General features: G+C 36.4%; 15 protein-coding genes. 8 read left to right on the top strand and 7 right to left on the bottom strand.

The window, feature by feature from the left end:
• Positions 1 to 44: 44 nt before the first annotated feature.
• Together ccsA and FRZ67_RS02215 are read right to left on the bottom strand one after the other, a co-directional pair.
• On the bottom strand, positions 45 to 2,609 hold the full coding sequence (gene ccsA / locus FRZ67_RS02220; RefSeq protein WP_147187977.1) for a cytochrome c biogenesis protein CcsA: 2,565 nt from the start codon (positions 2,607 to 2,609) through the stop codon (positions 45 to 47).
• A gap of 27 nt (positions 2,610 to 2,636) precedes the next feature.
• On the bottom strand, positions 2,637 to 3,077 hold the full coding sequence (locus tag FRZ67_RS02215; RefSeq protein ID WP_147187976.1) for a cytochrome c maturation protein CcmE domain-containing protein: 441 nt from the start codon (positions 3,075 to 3,077) through the stop codon (positions 2,637 to 2,639).
• Between the two features lie 378 nt (positions 3,078 to 3,455).
• Here FRZ67_RS02215 and FRZ67_RS02210 point away from each other — a divergent pair, with 378 nt between their 5' ends.
• From FRZ67_RS02210 to FRZ67_RS02190, 5 genes are all read left to right on the top strand, one after another.
• Positions 3,456 to 3,809, top strand: a complete 354-nt coding sequence (locus FRZ67_RS02210) for an ArsR/SmtB family transcription factor (RefSeq protein WP_147187975.1) — start codon at positions 3,456 to 3,458, stop codon at positions 3,807 to 3,809.
• A 38-nt stretch (positions 3,810 to 3,847) separates the two neighbouring features.
• Positions 3,848 to 4,291: an SRPBCC family protein gene (locus FRZ67_RS02205; RefSeq protein ID WP_147187974.1), complete on the top strand. Its 444-nt coding sequence runs from the start codon at positions 3,848 to 3,850 to the stop codon at positions 4,289 to 4,291.
• A 232-nt stretch (positions 4,292 to 4,523) separates the two neighbouring features.
• Positions 4,524 to 6,194: an ATP-binding cassette domain-containing protein gene (locus FRZ67_RS02200; RefSeq protein WP_147187973.1), complete on the top strand. Its 1,671-nt coding sequence runs from the start codon at positions 4,524 to 4,526 to the stop codon at positions 6,192 to 6,194.
• Complete coding sequence (locus tag FRZ67_RS02195) at positions 6,184 to 7,260, top strand: glycosyltransferase family 4 protein (RefSeq protein WP_147187972.1); 1,077 nt, start codon at positions 6,184 to 6,186, stop codon at positions 7,258 to 7,260. The genes FRZ67_RS02200 and FRZ67_RS02195 overlap by 11 nt, the downstream gene beginning before the upstream one ends.
• A gap of 161 nt (positions 7,261 to 7,421) precedes the next feature.
• Complete coding sequence (locus FRZ67_RS02190; RefSeq protein ID WP_147187971.1) at positions 7,422 to 8,585, top strand: glycosyltransferase family 4 protein; 1,164 nt, start codon at positions 7,422 to 7,424, stop codon at positions 8,583 to 8,585.
• Between the two features lie 17 nt (positions 8,586 to 8,602).
• On the opposite strand, the gene FRZ67_RS02185 is transcribed toward FRZ67_RS02190, so the two are convergent.
• The 4 genes from FRZ67_RS02185 to FRZ67_RS02170 all read right to left on the bottom strand — a co-directional run bounded on the left by FRZ67_RS02185 (position 8,603) and on the right by FRZ67_RS02170 (position 12,612).
• Complete coding sequence (locus FRZ67_RS02185) at positions 8,603 to 9,757, bottom strand: amidohydrolase family protein (RefSeq protein ID WP_147187970.1); 1,155 nt, start codon at positions 9,755 to 9,757, stop codon at positions 8,603 to 8,605.
• Positions 9,754 to 10,494, bottom strand: a complete 741-nt coding sequence (locus FRZ67_RS02180; protein ID WP_147187969.1) for a class I SAM-dependent methyltransferase — start codon at positions 10,492 to 10,494, stop codon at positions 9,754 to 9,756. The genes FRZ67_RS02185 and FRZ67_RS02180 overlap by 4 nt, the downstream gene beginning before the upstream one ends.
• Before the next feature lie 60 nt (positions 10,495 to 10,554).
• The gene (locus FRZ67_RS02175; protein ID WP_192903895.1) at positions 10,555 to 11,439 is read right to left on the bottom strand and encodes a hypothetical protein; all 885 of its coding nucleotides are present in this window, start codon (positions 11,437 to 11,439) and stop codon (positions 10,555 to 10,557) included.
• A 165-nt stretch (positions 11,440 to 11,604) separates the two neighbouring features.
• On the bottom strand, positions 11,605 to 12,612 hold the full coding sequence (locus FRZ67_RS02170) for a glycosyltransferase family 2 protein (protein WP_147187968.1): 1,008 nt from the start codon (positions 12,610 to 12,612) through the stop codon (positions 11,605 to 11,607).
• A 173-nt stretch (positions 12,613 to 12,785) separates the two neighbouring features.
• Here FRZ67_RS02170 and FRZ67_RS02165 point away from each other — a divergent pair, with 173 nt between their 5' ends.
• Positions 12,786 to 14,246 (top strand): B12-binding domain-containing radical SAM protein, encoded by a 1,461-nt coding sequence (locus FRZ67_RS02165; protein ID WP_147187967.1) that lies wholly within the window; start codon positions 12,786 to 12,788, stop codon positions 14,244 to 14,246.
• Between the two features lie 219 nt (positions 14,247 to 14,465).
• A complete protein-coding gene (locus tag FRZ67_RS02160) occupies positions 14,466 to 15,284 on the top strand; it encodes a class I SAM-dependent methyltransferase (RefSeq protein WP_147187966.1) in 819 nt (272 codons plus the stop codon).
• On the opposite strand, the gene FRZ67_RS02155 is transcribed toward FRZ67_RS02160, so the two are convergent.
• On the bottom strand, positions 15,254 to 16,210 hold the full coding sequence (locus FRZ67_RS02155; RefSeq protein ID WP_147187965.1) for a hypothetical protein: 957 nt from the start codon (positions 16,208 to 16,210) through the stop codon (positions 15,254 to 15,256). The two genes, FRZ67_RS02160 and FRZ67_RS02155, sit on opposite strands and share 31 nt — an antisense overlap.
• A 439-nt stretch (positions 16,211 to 16,649) precedes the next feature.
• On the opposite strand from FRZ67_RS02155, the gene mnmE reads away from it, so the two are divergent.
• A complete protein-coding gene (mnmE, locus tag FRZ67_RS02150; protein ID WP_147187964.1) occupies positions 16,650 to 18,032 on the top strand; it encodes a tRNA uridine-5-carboxymethylaminomethyl(34) synthesis GTPase MnmE in 1,383 nt (460 codons plus the stop codon).
• Positions 18,033 to 18,113: the final 81 nt, after the last annotated feature.

The following is an 18,113-nucleotide window of genomic DNA, read 5'->3' as shown; positions in this document are numbered from 1 at the left end:
AACGAAAGCCTAATATTTAGTCAAATGCAGTGCTCATAAAAAAATTATACAGCAGTCATCTTAACTCTCTTTACTCTTTGGATAAGGCTTAAGATAAAACCAATAACCATAACAATAATACCGATCCATACCAGTGCTATCATGGGGAATTCATAAACCTTCAGTGTCATCAGGTCATTTAAATTTGATGTTTCTTTTATACCTATTTGAAGCTTGCCTGTATCTCCATCCCCAAGTTTATCAAAACGTACTATAAGGCTTTGTGCGATCACTGTGTCGGGCAGGTTACGAAATGAACTGTCGTGCATGTTTATTGCGAAGCCCGGTGTAAGCGGATATTTTCTGCCATCTTTTGAGATCACTGTCATATCAAGCATTACAGGTGTTTCGCCCGGCAGTACTTCTCTTTTGAATTTTTCAGGATTTACTACCACATTATTCAAAACAATGATGCCATTGGAATAAAAAGTACTGTCGCCCTTTTTTATGCCAATACTTCTGAAACTGGCAGTATCCTTATCTGCAGCAGAACCAACCCATGAAGTTGCATAACCAAAAATATCACCCCAGATATAATGTTGCTTATCGGGATTAGCGGCAAAACCTTCCTGGCCTTTGTTATTTTTCAACACATCAGGATATAGGTAGAATTGTTCTTTGCCATCCTTACTTGTGAATCTTATTTCAAAATATTTCTTGCGATCAAACTCGTTGGCGGTATCACGTACATAGGTTACATCATATTTACCCATATCTGTACGTACACCTTTAAACAATGTAATATTTTCAGCAGGATCCTGGTCCTTTGTTTTTTCAAAAACACTGATGCCTGTTGTATTCTCACTCAGTACTTTCTTTTTGCTTGAAGAGATAAGCACACCCACAAGGAATAATGCAAAACCTACATGCGCTATGGAAGCACCTGCTGCTTTCATTTTACCTTTTAACCCGATCCACAGATACATAGCGTTGGCAACAACCGCATATACTGCAGCAAATATGGCTATGTGTATTGCACCAAGAAAACCTGGCCCGTGTTTATCATAATTGATGTTGCCAAATATGCTGATGGAAAGGCTTATAGCCAGCGATACAATTGTTGGAACTAAAAGCTTTTTAAAAAAGAAAGGCTTTGGTGTGTCTTTATATTTGAAGTATTGTGTAACTGCAGTTAACATGCCAATAATAATGGCTATAAATATTTGTATCTGATTGTAAGAAAACTCACGGTCTTCAGGGTCTGCATGCTTCTGGTTAAATATTTTATTGATTACCGGCAAGGAGGTTTGGTAAGTAATAATGATAGCTGCAAGAAAAAGTACCAATGCTCCGATAAACATCCAGAATTCACGACTGTAAGTGCTTTCTTCTTTTTTAATTGAAGGAATATATTTATTAAGAAAGTAAAACAGGAAACCAAAACCTGCCAGACAGGATGCCAGCGCAAATACAGGATACAAAAAATACAAACCAGTTATAACAACTGCTGATGCCAATACTATATATTTTTCTTTAAGTGTGTGTGTGGCAACAAGCGTTGTCAACCAAATGAAAATATTTAAAAAGAGGTAAAGCTGTTCGGTCATATCTGCACCGGTAAAGGCATGAACAGATGTATCTCCAAGAATGCCTGTACGTGTAAGAAACGTAGAATAGAGAACGAGTATAAAACTACCTATATAAAAGAAGTAAGTACTCTTTAAAGAATAACTGCTATGGTTATAAATAAGATTTGTGTGTAAGCCCGCAATCAATATAAGCCACGGTACCATAGAAGCATTCTCTACGGGATCCCATGCCCAGTAGCCGCCAAAGCTCAGGCTCTCATAAGCCCATGCTGCACCCATCATTACACCTGTGCCCAGTGCTGCTGCAGAAAACAAGGCCCATGAAAGAGATGCTTTTGTCCAGGTATGGTCTTTATTAATGAGGCCTCCATAAGCAAAACCAAATGGAATAATAGTAGAAGCAAACCCCAGAAATAGTATGGGTGGGTGAATCACCATCCAATAATTCTGAAGCAGTGTATTAAGGTCATTGCCTTCTTTTATGCGGGGGAAGTTGAGATAATCAGGATTATGAAATAAAGGAATATCACCCAACTGCTCACGCATTAATATAAATGGGTTGTTTCCAACTTTCCAGCCAAATAAATAAATACCCACAAGCATCGTGGCAATGCAGAACTGAGCAAAACTTAGAACTGTTAATACAGGTGCTTCCCATTTTTTATTCCGCCATATAAATACCCAACCTATTATACAATGCCAGAAATTCCATAGCATAAAGCTGCCTTCCTGGCCTTCCCAGAAACTTGCTAAAAGATATTGCGGCTGCAGGGAACGGGATGAATGGTTCCAGGCATAATAATATTCATGGTAATGGTTCGAAATAATATGATAGAGTGTTAAAAAAATGCCGAATACAGCAATGGTCTCTACAAAAAAGGCAACTCTTGCAAAACGAAGCCAGCTTTCCTTTTCAGGAATATCAATTATTTTATTCGCTTTAAAGAAGGCAATCGTAGCAATTAAAGAGGCAACTAAAGAAAGAACGGCAAGAAAATGGCCGAGCTGACCCGGCAATAAATGTTCACCTATATACTCCATCGTAGCTGTTAATTTTTTATTCGTGCATTATTTGGCGTCTTTGGTCGCATCCGCGCTGTTGTAAGAAGTAGCGCCGGCGTTTTCTTTGGCTTTATTTAAATCGTCTTTGTATTTGGATGGGCATTTCAACAAAATATCCTTACACTCAAAAAGGCCATCTTTTACACTGCCTTTCAATACAATTCTTTCGCTTTTCTCCATATCTGTAGGCTTGGTATTGCGATACACAACTTTTATAGAATTACCCATTGTATCAATAGCCGTGAATGTAAGATAGTTTGGATTTTTTACAGGATCGTAGTCCATGGGTTGGGTCTTATCGATCTTAGCTACCAGCGTAACCGCTTTACCAGGTTTTTCTTTGGCTGCAGCAATCGTATCGTAAGTGGTTACATTGCCCATAAAGCTTATCAGCACAGCAATTGAAATGGCAATCAGTACAAGCGCTATAATATGTGTCTTTTTCATTCAAGGAGTTTTCGCTGCAAAGGTAGTTCAAAAACGATTGTTTTAACATTCAGTTTAAATACATATTCGTTAAAGCTTTTTAAAGGTTGGTGAAATGACTGATAATACTGATAAACCCGAATTTTCGATTGTTGAACCGGCAACATTTTTTCATGGCATCGCCGGTTGTGTCACTCACTTGTACTTTCTGAAAACCCTTCATCAATCATTGAACATGATCAGGTAAATATTATTATAACGATTTGCTTTTTTCGGTACAAGAATAGGGGCGCATCAGCAGCCTAATACTTATTCCTTCTTGTGGTTCAAAAAAACATTTGCGTAACCGAATAGTTACACATAAATTTGTAACCGAACGGTTACATAAAAATATAAGAGATGAGAAGAGATGTATTCCAGGCAATAGCAGACCCTACACGCAGAGAGATTATTAATATGGTGGCACAGCAATCACTTAGCCTTAATGCTGTTGCCGGGAATTTTAATATCAGCAGGCCAGCTATATCAAAGCATATTAAGATACTTACAGAATGTGGCCTGATTGTTATTAAACAACAGGGTAGGGAAAGATATTGCGAAGCAAAACTTCAAAAGCTGGATGAAGTATCAGATTGGGTTGAGCAATGCAAAATATTTTGGACAGCTAAACTTGATGCTTTGGATAAATTTCTGGCGAAAGAAACTGCTAAAACAAATAAAAAGTTACCTGTTAAAAAAACCAAACGAAAATAAACCGGTATCATAAATACATAATCTAAAATTTACAACAAATGCAAAACAGCGAACCATTTGTAATCGAGAGAACCTACAACGCATCTGCCGAAAAAGTTTGGAAGGCAATTACTGATAAAGACCAGATGAAACAATGGTATTTTGATATTCCTGAATTTAAGCCCGAAGTGGGCGTTGAATTTAGCTTTGAAGCAGGAGATAAGAATACTAAATATTTACATCTTTGCAAAGTAACTGAAGACGTTCCTGGCAAAAAAATCACTTATAGCTGGCGATATGATGGGCATGAAGGAAATTCATTTGTAACATTTGAATTATTTCCCGAAGGTGATAAAACCCGCCTGAAACTCACACACAGGGCTTTGGAAACATTCCCGGCAAGCAACCCTGCTTTTGCAAAAGAGAATTTTGCAAAGGGCTGGAACAGTCTTATTGGTTCTTCGCTTAAAGCTTTTTTGGAGAAAGAAGCAGTGACCCGGTAATTTGGATAGTTATACATTCACAGATAAATTTATACTGCGAAGCCGAAGGCTTCGCAGTATTTTTTAAAAGCTGAATAAAGTTATAACGTACAAGAGTGCGACGCAACAGTTGCCGCCAAAAGGGATAAAAACCTGGTTCATAAAAATTCCCTTCTTAAAATAATAGCGTTAAAATAATCTTTGCTTTCTTATATCTTCTATATTGCCGCCGCAGCAAACTGTTTATTACATTTTGAAAAATATATTCCGCAATATCATTTTTATTCTTTCAGCAAAAGAAAGAAAGAAACTATTGCTAATAATGCTGCTGAATACTGCTGTAAGTCTTGCAGATATTCTTTCTATTGCTTTTCTTTTTGTAGTTATCAACTTTTATTCTCCGCAGTCTATTTCTGTAAATACAAACATTTTAGCAAGCTGGCATTTTAGAGCAGGTTCTCTTTTACCAGCTGCATTACTAATCACCGTTTTCTTAATCAAAAGCCTGTTTGGATACTACGTTTATAAATTGCATTACAGGTATATAAATAATGTTTCATCAGGCTTGTCTAAAGAGAACCTTTTGCGATACCTGGAAGGTGGTTATGAAGACTATGTAAATATTGATTCTGCTTCATTCATCAGGAAAATATGTTACTACCCGGTAGAGTTTGCACATTTTATTTTATCAGGCTTTATGCAGGTTGCAACAGAGCTTATACTCATCATTCTTACTATTACTGCATTATTGATATATGACGCTCAGCTATTGCTGATCATATCGGCTGTGTTAATACCAGCTATTGGTTTTCTAACTTATATTACCAGGAAAAGATTAACCGGCATCAGAAAGAATATCAGCACTGCTAATGAGCGCAACATCCAGTTCCTGCACGAAGCATTGTATGGTTTTGTGGAAAGTAATATCTACGATAAAAATAAATTGTTTGTTGATCGCTATGCAGCTATTCAGCAAACTGTGAACAATTATGTTGCAGACCTGCAGATTGCACAGGGTATGCCATCCAGGTTTTTTGAGGCGTTTGCAGTATTTGGTTTATTCCTGCTTATTGTAGCCGGCCGGTTTGCAGACTCAGAAAATGCAACAGGTATTTTTACACTTGGTGCGTATATGGCTGCAGCTTATAAAATAATCCCCGGCATTTCCAAGATCATTAATTTCAACAGTACGGCAAAGACCTATTATTATGCAATGGATGAATTGGTGAGAGGAAAAAAATTATGGGTTAAACCTACGGTATGTTTTACTGCAGAAAAATTACAGGAAATATCTCTTGATGATATTTTCTTTTCTTATAAGGATAATAAAATTTTTAATGGATTTAACTGTACATTTTCTGCAGGCTCTTTTACGGGTATACAAGGGAATTCAGGAAAAGGTAAAACAACACTTATTAATATTTTGCTTGGGTTTTTATCTCCGGATAAAGGAAGCATTTTATATAACGGAAAAGCTATTGATAATTTAGAACAAAGAAATTACTGGAACCGCATTGCCTATGTTAAGCAGGAAGCTTTTATGCTGCATGATTCCATTCTTAAAAACATTACGTTGCTGGAGGATAATTATGATGGCAGCTTGTTGCAGCATGTAATTAAAAAAAGTATGCTTACAGAGTTTGTCGATACCTTACCCGAAGGTATCGGCAAAATAATTACAGAGAACGGAAAGAATATCAGTGGTGGTCAACGGCAACGTATTGCTATTGCAAGGGCATTGTATAAAGAAGCAGATGTAATAATTCTTGACGAACCTTTTAATGAGCTTGATGAAGCTACTGAGCTTGTTTTAATGCAACATTTTAGAGAACTTGCTGATTCAGGTAAAATTGTGATACTTATCACGCATAACAGCAACAGCCTGCAATTTTGTAATCAAGTTATTTCATTAGATGAAGAATAAGCCTGAAACACTGGTGATCTTTTCTCCGGCATTTCCAAAAGATGAGGATGATACAGAATGGTTGCCCTGGCTGCAGGCAATTGTAAAAGCATTGAATAAAAATTTTCCTTCATTAAAGATTATTGTTTTTGCCTTTCAATATCCGCATCACACAAAGACTTATCATTGGAATGGCAATACAGTAATTGCTTTCAGTGGAATGCATCGTGGAAAGTTTAGTCATGTATTTATGTGGCTAAATATAATTAAGAAATTCTATGCAGTTAAGCGCAAACAAAACATAAAAGGCATCTTCAGTTTATGGTGTGGAGAATGTACGTTACTTGCAAAATATTGTTCCCGCTTTTTTTCCTTGCCTTATTATTGCTGGATTCTGGGTCAGGATGCACGTCCTTTTAACACCTATGTGAAATGGATAAAGCCAAAACCGCAGCAGCTAATAGCTATGTCAGACTTTTTGGTGCAGCAATTTTATGATAGTCATGGTATAAAGCCATCCGGTATTATTATAAATGGCGTGGAGCCATCCATGTTTGGGCCGCTTCCATCAAAAAGAGATATCGATATCATCGCCGTAGGCGGCCTAAGCGTATTGAAACGTTATGATATATTTATTGAAGTCATTGCCTCATTGAAAGAAGCTTTTCCAACAGTCAATGCAATGCTTTGTGGAGATGGTGAAGAAACAGATCGCTTCAAAATAATGATCACTGAACTTGCTCTCGAAAAGAATATCGAACTTACAGGAGCTGTAAAACATAAAACTGCTATTCAAAAAATGCAGCAGTCTAAAATATTATTGCATCCATCTTCTTATGAGGGCTTTAGTTCGGTTTGTCTTGAAGCATTGTACGCCGGGGCGCATGTAATAAGTTTTATAAAACCGATGAAGCATGACATAAAGAACTGGCATATTGTTCATACAAAAGAAGAGATGATCAGTAAAGCAATGGAATTATTGAACGACAAACAGCTATTGCATGAAAGTGTGCTGGTACAATCTATGGATGGTATTGCAAAAGAAATAGCAGCATTATTTGGCTTCACTGAAAATAATAGTAAATAATTTTTGTAGTCATCTTTTGTAATACTTGTCATCGCCTGTTGCGTCGCACTCTTTAGCTTTCAGTTCATTATTGAACAAAGCGTACAAGTGTGCGACGCAACGGAAGTTTAATAATGAATCAACAGTTGGGTACATACATTTATCATTACAACAAAAAATGAATGCGGGTAGTTGATGTTTCTTTTTCTTATGATGCGCAACTTAATTCTGAAGAAGAATTGTTGAAGCAGCATTATATTACTGCAGGATGGGCAGAGGCATTGCAACGCAAGGGTGTAGAAGTGATCGTTGTAAAAAGATTTAGCAGGGAAAATGCTTTCAGGGAAAATGATGTACAATATTATTTTGTAAAAGATAAATTTAAGGCAGAACTAAAATATTTTCAGCTTCCGTTTAGAGTTTTTAAAAAAATAGTTGAACTCGATGCTGATTTAGTACACCTGCATACTTTTCCATCTTCTTTTCAAATAGTTATCCTACGATTTTTATTGAAGAAAAAGACTGCAATCATTATTCAGAATCATGGTGGCAAAGTAGCAACAGGTATAAAAGCCAGAGTGAATAAGTTTTTGAGTATTGTAGCAGATGGTTTCTTTTTAACCACTACCGAACAAGGTAGGCATTGGTTCAATACTCAAAGACAGTTGAGAAAAGTTATGCCCGTTATGGAGGGAGGAACTTTTTTCAATTACGAAACCAGGGATAAAGAAAGGGATTATGTTTACTTCGACAGGAACATTGCAAGAGAAAAAACGGGTATGTATGGCAACCCTGTTTTCCTATGGGTAGGAAGACTTGATGATAATAAAGACCCTTTAACCATACTTAACGGAATTGAAATTTTATGTACGCAATACAGCAAAGCTTCATTGTATATGATATATAATGAGTATGATTTGTTGAATGAAGTAAAGAAAAGAATTGAAGGTTCTGATGTTTTGAAAAACAGCGTTCATTTATTGGATGCAGTTGCGCATGAAGCTATGCAAATACATTACAATAGTGCTGATTATTTTGTGTTGGGTAGTCATTATGAAGGCAGTGGGTATGCACTAAGTGAAGCATTAAGTTGTGGTTGTATTCCTGTTGTTACTAACATTCCCAGTTTTAGCATGATGACTGATAATGGTGCACTTGGCGCCTTATGGGAAACGGGCAATTCAAATTCTTTTATAGAGGCTGTAACTAAAGCCATGCAAAAAAATATTATTCATGAAGCAAGCAGATGCATTGAATTTTACAAAACCAATCTTTCGTTTGATGCAATAGCTTCAACTGCTGTTAAACATTATCAAAACGTAATAAATAAACGGGCCGGCAAATAGAAGCGCTGCATAATAATTTATTCCACTTCTACAGGAAAAATAATTTCGGGTTCATATTTTTTTATTTCATTCATTAATGCAGGAATATTTCCTTTTACAAATTTGCCGGTGTTATTGATAAATATTTTGCTGTAATCACTCATTTGTATATGATCTTTCAATTGCGAAAACAATTGCTCATCAAATAAAATAACCCCTTCATTTTTTATAATAAGTAAGATGTCTTCCGGGTTCAATGAAAAAAAGCTATCCAGCTTATCCTCTTTGTTTTTCAATTTAGCAATAACAATATCTGCATTTTTATTTTCGGCAATCGAACCAATGGAGGACAGACCCCAAACAAGAGCAGGCGATAAGTTAAGTGTGTTAAATAATTCATCATCTGTTAGCATGCCAGTAGCTCTAGCCATTCTTAACTGCTTCCAGATATTCCAATCAGCAGATACAGTCGAATCAGTTCCAAAGAGAACTTTTGTTTCCTTTTTTAGTTTATCAATTTGTGCGGTTGTATTGTACAAAAAGAAATTGGAGTCCGGGCACCAGATTAATGCATCGAAAGCTTTTGCCTGTTCATTATTCATAGCAATACCGTGAACTGCTATTATTTTTCTTTTGAGAAAATTCCATTTTATTAATTCATCTATTTCTTTGAACACAACATCATCTGTTCCTTCACCGATGTGTATTACATAAGGCTGATTTTTAGCAAATAGCTTATTCAACTTGTATTTCCAGTGTTTTTCAAGACCTATAGAATGCAATGAAAAACTATCCTGAAAAATATCAATGGGAGCATTAAGATTAAAGACAGCGCCATGTTGAACGACTGTTGTAACACCACTGACCAGGTTTTTATACATTCCCCATTTAGCACGCAGTTGTTTAGGTACTTTTAAAACTGCATTGATTATATCTTTATCCTGTTGATGAATGTCAGATCCCCATTCCAGGTAGTTGTTATAAATAAAATTTCCGAGTTGTGGAAAGAGGTTGAATTCAAGATGATCATGCGAATTGATAAGGCCTGGAAATATAAAAGCATTATCAAAGTACAAGTGTAATGCATTGTCATTACCTTTTTCTTCAGCTTGAATGTCTGTTATCTTTCCGTCTTTAAGAATAACATCTATTGTGCTTTCCTCTATAGTATGAATATTATGTAGTACCGTCATGATTTTCTGAAATGAAATCCATATAAAACGGGTGTACCTATACTTTTCCCATAAACAATAAGTGCATCTTCTCCAATAAAGAATCTTTTTACATTTTCATCAATTCTTTTTTCTATTAAAGAAATTTCTTCCCATTTCATTTCTTCTGCCAGAGTCCTTATTTTGTTTAAAGAATGAATATAGTTTTTGATGTGAATAGTTTTGTCTTCATTCCTGAATGATCTTGTTGCGCCATTTTGTAAAGATTCAGGATGGAAGTCTGTAATAATGATTTCAGCACCTTTTTTTAAAACCCTGTTCCATTCAGTGAAAGCTGCTGATAAGTCTTTAATGTGCGCTACAACGAGTGTCGAAATAATCATGTCGCATGACGCATCTTTTAATTCTTTCAGAATATTGTCATGTAATAGGTGTGTTTTAGCAGCAGGATACTTTTGATGAAGTTTATTCAACATTTCAACTGATACATCATAGCCTATTAATTCAGTTGGATTCTTTAATAATATTTTTTGCCAATGCCTGCCTGTGCCACAGCCAATATCGGCTATTATTTTCTCATACAAAGTGATATTGTCAAGTAGGTTATTTACGACTATTTCATCTAAATGCAGAACCATGTTACCGGGCTGGTCATCATAGGTTGAGGCCCACATATTATATGCTACAGACGACTCAACTTTTTTACGGGATTGAAATGAATATTTTAATACTTGCTGTATTTTATTTAGTAAAGTCATAATAACATTCAATAATAACAATAAAGAAAACTCATAATAAATTTTTCAAAGAGGACCTACCTATTTAAATAAACCTGATAATGCATATCTTATTCGTGGCTTTAATCCCTTAACCCATATTTTAAAATTCATGAACATTTTTTCTTTTATAGGCCGCTTTTTTCCATCATGTGTTAAATTAAATAAATAGTGATGCTTAAGCTTTTTGGCATATTCCCTTTGTTCTTTATTTCCTTTCATTAACTCATCAATAAATGGCCGTATATTATGATGCAATGTGCTATTGTAAGAAACTCCCTGGTATTCGTTTCTTCCAATTGGGTTAATATTTTTGTTTATTGGAGCATTGCCATTCTGGGCAAAATAATCTATATGTATTATTTCAGGTGCAAGGATCTTTAATCTTTCAGAAGCATTTTGTTCATTCTGCCATGGCTGCTCATTTTTAAAAAGCTGCGACAATAAAAATTCTTTTTCAAACAAAGTAACCTGGTGAGAAAAGAGAAATGCTGAATTTTCAATATCCACCTTTGTAACGTTAAAGCCTTCAATATAATTTGGTGTTGGTATTGTTTTGTAAACATCAGAACTATGAAGCTTAACCATCTTCCAGTTTTTTTCAGCAGCCATTCTAAAAAGTTCATTAAAGAATGTGCCGTTTACTTTTTTAGTCAACCACATATCTTCCTGGAAAAAAAGTATATAATCCTCTTTTATTTTTTCACGCAAAAGAAAGCTAAAACGATCCGCCCATTCACCTTTCCCGGATTTAATATTTTCAAAACCCGGGATGTTTGCATCTTTTGTCTCCGTTGAAAGATAGCAGTTACACATAATGCGCTCATCCCAGTATTGAGAAAAAAAATAATAAAACCCTTTGTATAAAATCTCATACCTGTCGCAACTATGAACCAGCAACGCCACATTTATATTTTCGTCATTCATTTTTAAATATCAATACTTCTTTTAAAAAGGTCTCTTTTAGTTATATACTTTTTATACCAACAATAGTTTTCATGGCATCACCTGTTGCGTCGCAAGCACTTTAACTGTAGCACACCGGGTATCTAAAGTTCCATTATGCAAAAGCTTCCATGAAATCAAATAAACTTAAACAACAGGCTCTTGTACCTTCCTGTGGTTTTTAGCTGCTATGAAATAAGGATTTTTATTAAACCCAATAACAAACAGCAGTTTCAAACTTGCTATTATCATGTTTCCATTGAGCCTGGAAATAAACGCAAGTAAATTGCCGCATAAAGACCACAATAACCAAATCTTTTTTACATGACCAGGCTGTTTCTTTATCCTTCTGAAATAATCAAGCGCTAAAACTCTTCTATAATATTGCACCGTATTTTGTAAGCGGTTTGCTTCTTCATGATGATGATAAACAAAAGCGGTATTTAAAACATGAACTTCATGTAAGGGAAATCCTGCTATTACACCATAATGATCCCCTATGCCATGCCTGTCTAATACTTCATCAAAAGCTGAGTTTATTAGCCATGTTTTCTTGACCAGGGAAGCACCTAATGAATAAAGCGGTGTTACGAAATATTCTCCCGAAAAATCTGTAATTACGGGCCAGCCAGCTTTTGAAATATGATTATGTTTTTGTTTATAATATTGCTTAACTCCCTTGGTCAATATATTGTCTTTACAATTGATCTCTCCCCATAAGCTTAGGTTAAAAATATAATTCCATAATAAAGTTTTACCTGATGTGATATTATATTTTGCAATCCATTCACCTTTGTCTTTCTGCAAAAAAAGCCCTGAAACACAAACTGATTTTTGCGGGCTATCAATATGGCTTACTAATTTTTCAATGTAATTAGCAGGTACTTCAATATCATCATCACAAACAAATATCCATTCACTTTTTGCTATAGCAATCCCTTTGTTACGTTGTTTGCAAACAGATTTTTTTGAACTTACATAAGTAATATCAAGATTTTGAAAAGAACTGCATTCCATTTCACTAAGCCTGTCTTCACCTGAATCTACGATGATCACTTCTTTTAAAGGGAATGTTGATCGCTCCAGGTTGTGCAATAATGAGATCAATCTTTCTTTGCGATTACATGTTGGTATTACTACGCTAATTTCAATCACCTGTTCTCCTGTTTATAAAGATGGAAGCAATTTATAGATAAAAGAACACAAACAGGTTTTCAGTAAATAATTTATATGCCCTTTCAAAAACATTATTTCCTGTTTTATATCTGTTCTTTACCCGCTCCGCAACAATGATTGTTTATTCCTGACAAAGATTTTAACTTGCACCAATGAGTGCCATTCTGTTCACACATTCTTATTTTCTCCGTTTCGATCCAAAACAATGGAAGACAGGGCAGCCATATGCCCCGCTTGGTACATTGTATGCAGCAGCAGTAATGAGACAGGAAGGTTATAGCGTATCATTATTCGATACCATGTTTGCGCATAACGCAGCAGAAGTAATTCCCTATATCGAAAAGCAGCAGCCTGAATTCTTTGTGATCTATGACGATGGCTTCAACTATCTCACAAAGATGTGTCTTACCAATATGCGGGAAGCAGCTTTTGAAATGATTGCCAAGGCAAAACAAAGAGGCTGCACCGTTATTGTTTCCAGTTCTGATTCAACTGATCATTTTGAAAACTATCTTACTAAAGGTGCAGACTTTATACTGATCGGCGAAGCAGAATTAACATTAAAAGAACTGGTTCATGCCATTGAAAATAATGTAACTGATTTTTCAGGCATACAAGGGCTTGCTTATAAACATAATGATCATGTTGTAAAAACAGTAAAACGTTCTGTAATAAAAGAGCTGGACGATCTGCCAATTCCTGCATGGGATATTGTTGATATAACACCCTACCGCGAAATGTGGATGCAGCATGCCGGTTATTTCTCTATGAATATGGGAACCACAAGAGGTTGCCCTTTTAAATGCAACTGGTGCGCCAAACCTATTTATGGTAACCGTTATAATTCCCGTTCACCGGAAAATGTAATTGCAGAATTAAAGATGCTGAAAGAAAAATATCAATATGATCATATCTGGTTCTGCGATGATATATTTGGCCTGAAACCCGGATGGGTAAACCGTTTTGCTGATCTTGTTGAAAAAGAAAACCTGCAATTGAAATTTAAGATCCAGGCAAGGGCCGATCTGTTGTTGCAGGAAAATTATATCAAAGACCTTGCACGAGCCGGTTGTGATATGATATGGATGGGAGCGGAGAGTGGTTCGCAGAAGATACTTGATGCAATGGATAAAGGCACAACAGTTGAACAGATCTATACAGCAACAAAGCTTATCAAAAAGCACGGCATGAAGCCCTGTTTCTTTATACAGTTCGGTTACCCCGGCGAAACAAAAGAAGATATTGCCAGCACCATCAACATGATCAACACCTTGCTGCCATACGACATGGGCATCTCGGTTTCTTATCCATTGCCCGGTACAAAGTTTTTCGAAAATGTGCAATCGCAGTTAAAAGAAAAAGCAAACTGGACAGACTCTGATGAACTGATGCTTATGTTTCACAACACATATAAACCGGAGTATTATAAAAAGTTGCACCGTTACGTGCATAAAAATTACCGTAAGCATAAAGCAATGCAACAGGCAAAGGATTTATTGCGCAAGCCCGGCACACTTACATTACAAACCCTAAAAAAAGCGCTTTCATTTATGTATTATACACCTGCAACTTTTATTGATGAGCGAAGATTAAATAAACTGGCGAAAGAATAATTTTATTGAACCAGCTACAGTACTTGTGGCATCGCCTTTTGTGTCACTCACTTGTACTACCAGGCTTCGAGCAGCGAGCTGTGAGCTTTGAGCCCGTAAACCAGATTTTAGTTAAAAAGCTCGTGGCTAATAGCTCATAGCTGTTTTAAAAGTGCAAGAGTGCGACGCAACAAAAGCATCATAGCGATACAAAAGCCGGGTACAAAATATAAATAACACATGCAATCTGCCATATCAAACATTCAGGAACAAAAAACTGCAGAAGCTTTCAATAAACAGTCTGCTGTGTTTGATACTATCTATTCTCCCAATATCATTATACAATACAAACGTAAACGGGTAAGAGATCATGTAGAAAAATATTTACCAGCAAACAGCAACATACTGGAATTAAATGCAGGCACAGGCGAAGATGCCGTTTACTTTGCCTCCAAAGGCCATCATGTACATGCAACCGATATTGCTGCAGACATGCAACAGCAACTTATAAAAAAAGTACACGATGCAGGTTTATCAAATGTTTCCACTGAAATATGTTCTTTCAATAATTTAAGTAAGCTGCAAAACAAAGGCCCGTATGATCTTATTTTTTCCAATTTTGCCGGGCTGAATTGTACCGGTGAATTGGATAAGGTGTTGCAATCATTTACACCATTATTAAAACAAGGCGGCATTGCTACACTTGTTGTGATGCCTGACTTCTGCTGGTGGGAAACACTACTTGCACTAAGAGGAAATTTTAAACTGGCATTTCGCAGGTTCAATAGTAAGCATGGCGTAAAAGCAAACGTGGAAGGTGTAAGTTTTACCTGCTGGTACTATTCTCCTGGCTATATAACCAAAGCTTTGAAAGATGGATTTGAAATATTATCTGTTGAAGGATTATGCACTATAGTTCCACCTTCTTATTTTGAAAACTTTCCTGTACGTTTCCCGAAATTATTTATGTGGCTGCAGAAAGTGGAAGGAAGATTAAAAAGCCTGTGGCCCTGGAAAACAACCGGTGATTATTTTATTATCAGCTTACGAAAGAAATGATCATTGGCTTCTTGTTTTGATAAAACAGCAGACATTATCTTTTCAGTTTTCTCTTTGTGGAGCGTTAATACTTTTCGCTGAAAATGATGTGGGTATGGTTTGCAATAATGTTTATTCACCATCATGCTACCCAAAATAAAACCACTTTCAGTAACCTTATTTTTAGACTGCAGTTTACTCCAGTGTCTTTCAAAATAACGCATAATGCTGTTGTCAGCTTTTTGCCCTATCCTGTTCTGCATCAACCATTCAGCAGATTTTGTAAAAGCATTTTTTGCAGGGTCTGTAAGCGTGTATTCAATAAACCTGTGGTTTGGAAAATAATTATATATCCATTGATTGGCTGTAAAAAAATCAGCAAACACGGAGCGGCCGTAAAGTGGCATTAACGTAGCAATTTCAGTAGCAGTGAAAACATTTTTTTCCTCCACCTCCATGTAAGATTCATCTATAACATAGTTGAGACAGAAATATTTTTTTAATCCAAACACTGCAGCCAATTTTATAAACGCAGAAAAAATAAACCTGCAACGCCATAAACAATTGTACTGCGTTACAATAAAAAAATCATAGTCACTTTTACTGGTGGCCACTTTTTTTGAGAGTGATCCAGACACTGCAATGCCTTTAATAAAAGGAAACCAGGTAAGAAACGAAGCGATCTTTTTTGCACGGGCTATATTTTCTTCAGCCAGTTTATTTGCTTTTATGCGTTCGGTGGTTAAAGATTCGTCGTGCTTTAACTGGTAGAAGTTTGTAGTTCTAAAAAGTATCTTTTCTTTTACAAGATTGGTTAAAGCTATATCAAGGTCCTGTTCATTGCATGCCGTATCCATATATGACCTTATCTCCACGGCGGTCATGGGGTAATTGAAGATGTCAAAATAAGCAACAGTTTTTATGATGCTTTGTTGAAGTATATCCATTTACAGGGTGTTGGTTCAAATATATGCGTAAAATAACTTACATTTTGATAAGGGTAGTATTACGCATTATACAGAAAACTAAAGTTCAGTTTTCTAAAACCGGTACTGTTCTGAAATGTACTGAGCAGGAATTATTTGCATCCGAGCAGGAGTTTTTTGTTAGCCGGGCTTCAATACCTTGTAGCATCGCCTGTTGCGTCGCACTCTTATACTGATGAACAGGCTTCAGCAATCAGTCATCAGGTTTCAGGTAAAATACATCTTGTTTACCAATTGCTGATACCTGATAGCTGAAAACTGTATTAAACGTACAAGTGAGTGACACAACCGGCGATGCCATGAAACGTTGCAGCCGGTAACATAATGCATGTAAATATCATACAGTTATCATGTTTATCATTTAGATGCATTGTATCAGTTACTTTTGAAAAAAGTTTTTATGCAGGGACAATTAGCAGGATGGGATGATACAATAGCAGCGCTGGCAACACCACCGGGTATTGGGGCTATTGGTGTAATAAGAATAAGTGGTAAAAAAGCATTGGCTATAACCGACAAACTTTTTACAGCAAAGAAAATTTCTGAGCAACCATCACATACTTTGCATGTGGGGCTGCTGAAACTTAATGATATTGTACTGGATGAAGTAGTGGTTGCATTATTCAAGAGCCCGAGGTCTTATACAGGTGAAGATGTGATAGAAATATCCTGTCATGGATCTAATTATATTTTACAACAGGTATTACAGGCCATAACATCTTTAGGTGCAAGACCCGCCAAACCGGGAGAATTTACGCAGCGTGCATTCTTAAATGGCAAGCTCGATCTTGCACAGGCAGAAGCTGTTGCAGATCTTATTGCCAGCAATACAGAAGCATCAAAGAAAGCTGCTTTGAGCAGTATGCGGGGCGGTTTTTCTGAGGCATTAAAAAACGTGAGGGAGCAACTGCTGAAGTTTGCTGCGTTGATAGAACTTGAACTTGATTTCTCGCAGGAAGATGTAGAGTTTGCTGACAGAACCGCCTTGTATAAACTGGTTAGTGAGGCAGGTCTGTCTATCAATAAACTGATCAGTTCTTTTCAGTTGGGTAATGTTATAAAAAATGGAGTAAGCGTTGCTATTATTGGTAAACCCAATGCAGGCAAATCTACTTTACTCAATGCATTACTGAACGAGAACCGGGCTATTGTAAGTGATATACCGGGCACTACAAGAGATACCATTGAAGAAGTACTGAATATTGATGGTATCTTATTCAGATTAATTGATACTGCGGGCATTCGCCTGCATACAAGCGACATTATTGAAAGTGCAGGCATAGAGCGCAGCCTTGAAAAAATGAAACATGCTGATCTTGTGCTGTTCATTTTTGATGTAACGGACGATAAGAAAGAAATAGAAAAACGGGTGCATGATATGAAAGCTGAAGGGCTCCATTATATTTTGGTGGCCAATAAAATTGATAAGACAAACGAGATTGAAGCGAGACGGCAATTTGGCCATTTAGAAAAGATCATTTTCATTGCTGCAAAGGAAGGAAAGCATACGGAAACCTTAAAGGAATATATGACAGATACTGTGTTGCATGGTAAAGTGCAAACAGAAAGTAATATAGTTACCAATGCGCGGCATTACCATGCGTTAAAAGAAGCGGCTACTTCACTTGAAGAAATACAGGCGGGCCTTGATAATAACCTTGAAAGTGACCTGCTTGCCCTTGATATACGCCGCTGCCTGCATTATCTGGGAGAGATAACAGGGCAGGTTACGAACGAAGATATGCTGGATTATATATTCAGTAAGTTTTGTATCGGAAAGTAACTATCCTTCTCTTGTTTGTTACACAGTTGTTTTTCAATGATTTATGTGTATAAATGTTTCCCTTTTTTGTTGCCAATTTGT

The organism is Panacibacter ginsenosidivorans (genome assembly GCF_007971225.1).
Lineage (GTDB): Bacteria > Bacteroidota > Bacteroidia > Chitinophagales > Chitinophagaceae > Panacibacter > Panacibacter ginsenosidivorans.
The sequence above is the reverse complement of the archived record's forward strand: the minus strand, read 5'-3'. Positions and strand labels throughout refer to the sequence as shown.

Coding starts and splice junctions, on each gene's coding strand:
- FRZ67_RS02175 (WP_192903895.1), bottom strand. CDS start 11,439: ATGAATGACGAAAATATAAATGTGGCGTTGCTGGTTCATAGTTGCGAC.
- FRZ67_RS02180 (WP_147187969.1), bottom strand. CDS start 10,494: ATGACTTTACTAAATAAAATACAGCAAGTATTAAAATATTCATTTCAA.
- FRZ67_RS02185 (WP_147187970.1), bottom strand. CDS start 9,757: ATGACGGTACTACATAATATTCATACTATAGAGGAAAGCACAATAGAT.
- FRZ67_RS02190 (WP_147187971.1), top strand. CDS start 7,422: ATGCGGGTAGTTGATGTTTCTTTTTCTTATGATGCGCAACTTAATTCT.
- FRZ67_RS02210 (WP_147187975.1), top strand. CDS start 3,456: ATGAGAAGAGATGTATTCCAGGCAATAGCAGACCCTACACGCAGAGAG.
- FRZ67_RS02195 (WP_147187972.1), top strand. CDS start 6,184: ATGAAGAATAAGCCTGAAACACTGGTGATCTTTTCTCCGGCATTTCCA.
- ccsA (WP_147187977.1), bottom strand. CDS start 2,609: ATGGAGTATATAGGTGAACATTTATTGCCGGGTCAGCTCGGCCATTTT.
- FRZ67_RS02215 (WP_147187976.1), bottom strand. CDS start 3,077: ATGAAAAAGACACATATTATAGCGCTTGTACTGATTGCCATTTCAATT.
- FRZ67_RS02155 (WP_147187965.1), bottom strand. CDS start 16,210: ATGGATATACTTCAACAAAGCATCATAAAAACTGTTGCTTATTTTGAC.
- FRZ67_RS02160 (WP_147187966.1), top strand. CDS start 14,466: ATGCAATCTGCCATATCAAACATTCAGGAACAAAAAACTGCAGAAGCT.
- FRZ67_RS02165 (WP_147187967.1), top strand. CDS start 12,786: ATGAGTGCCATTCTGTTCACACATTCTTATTTTCTCCGTTTCGATCCA.
- mnmE (WP_147187964.1), top strand. CDS start 16,650: ATGCAGGGACAATTAGCAGGATGGGATGATACAATAGCAGCGCTGGCA.
- FRZ67_RS02205 (WP_147187974.1), top strand. CDS start 3,848: ATGCAAAACAGCGAACCATTTGTAATCGAGAGAACCTACAACGCATCT.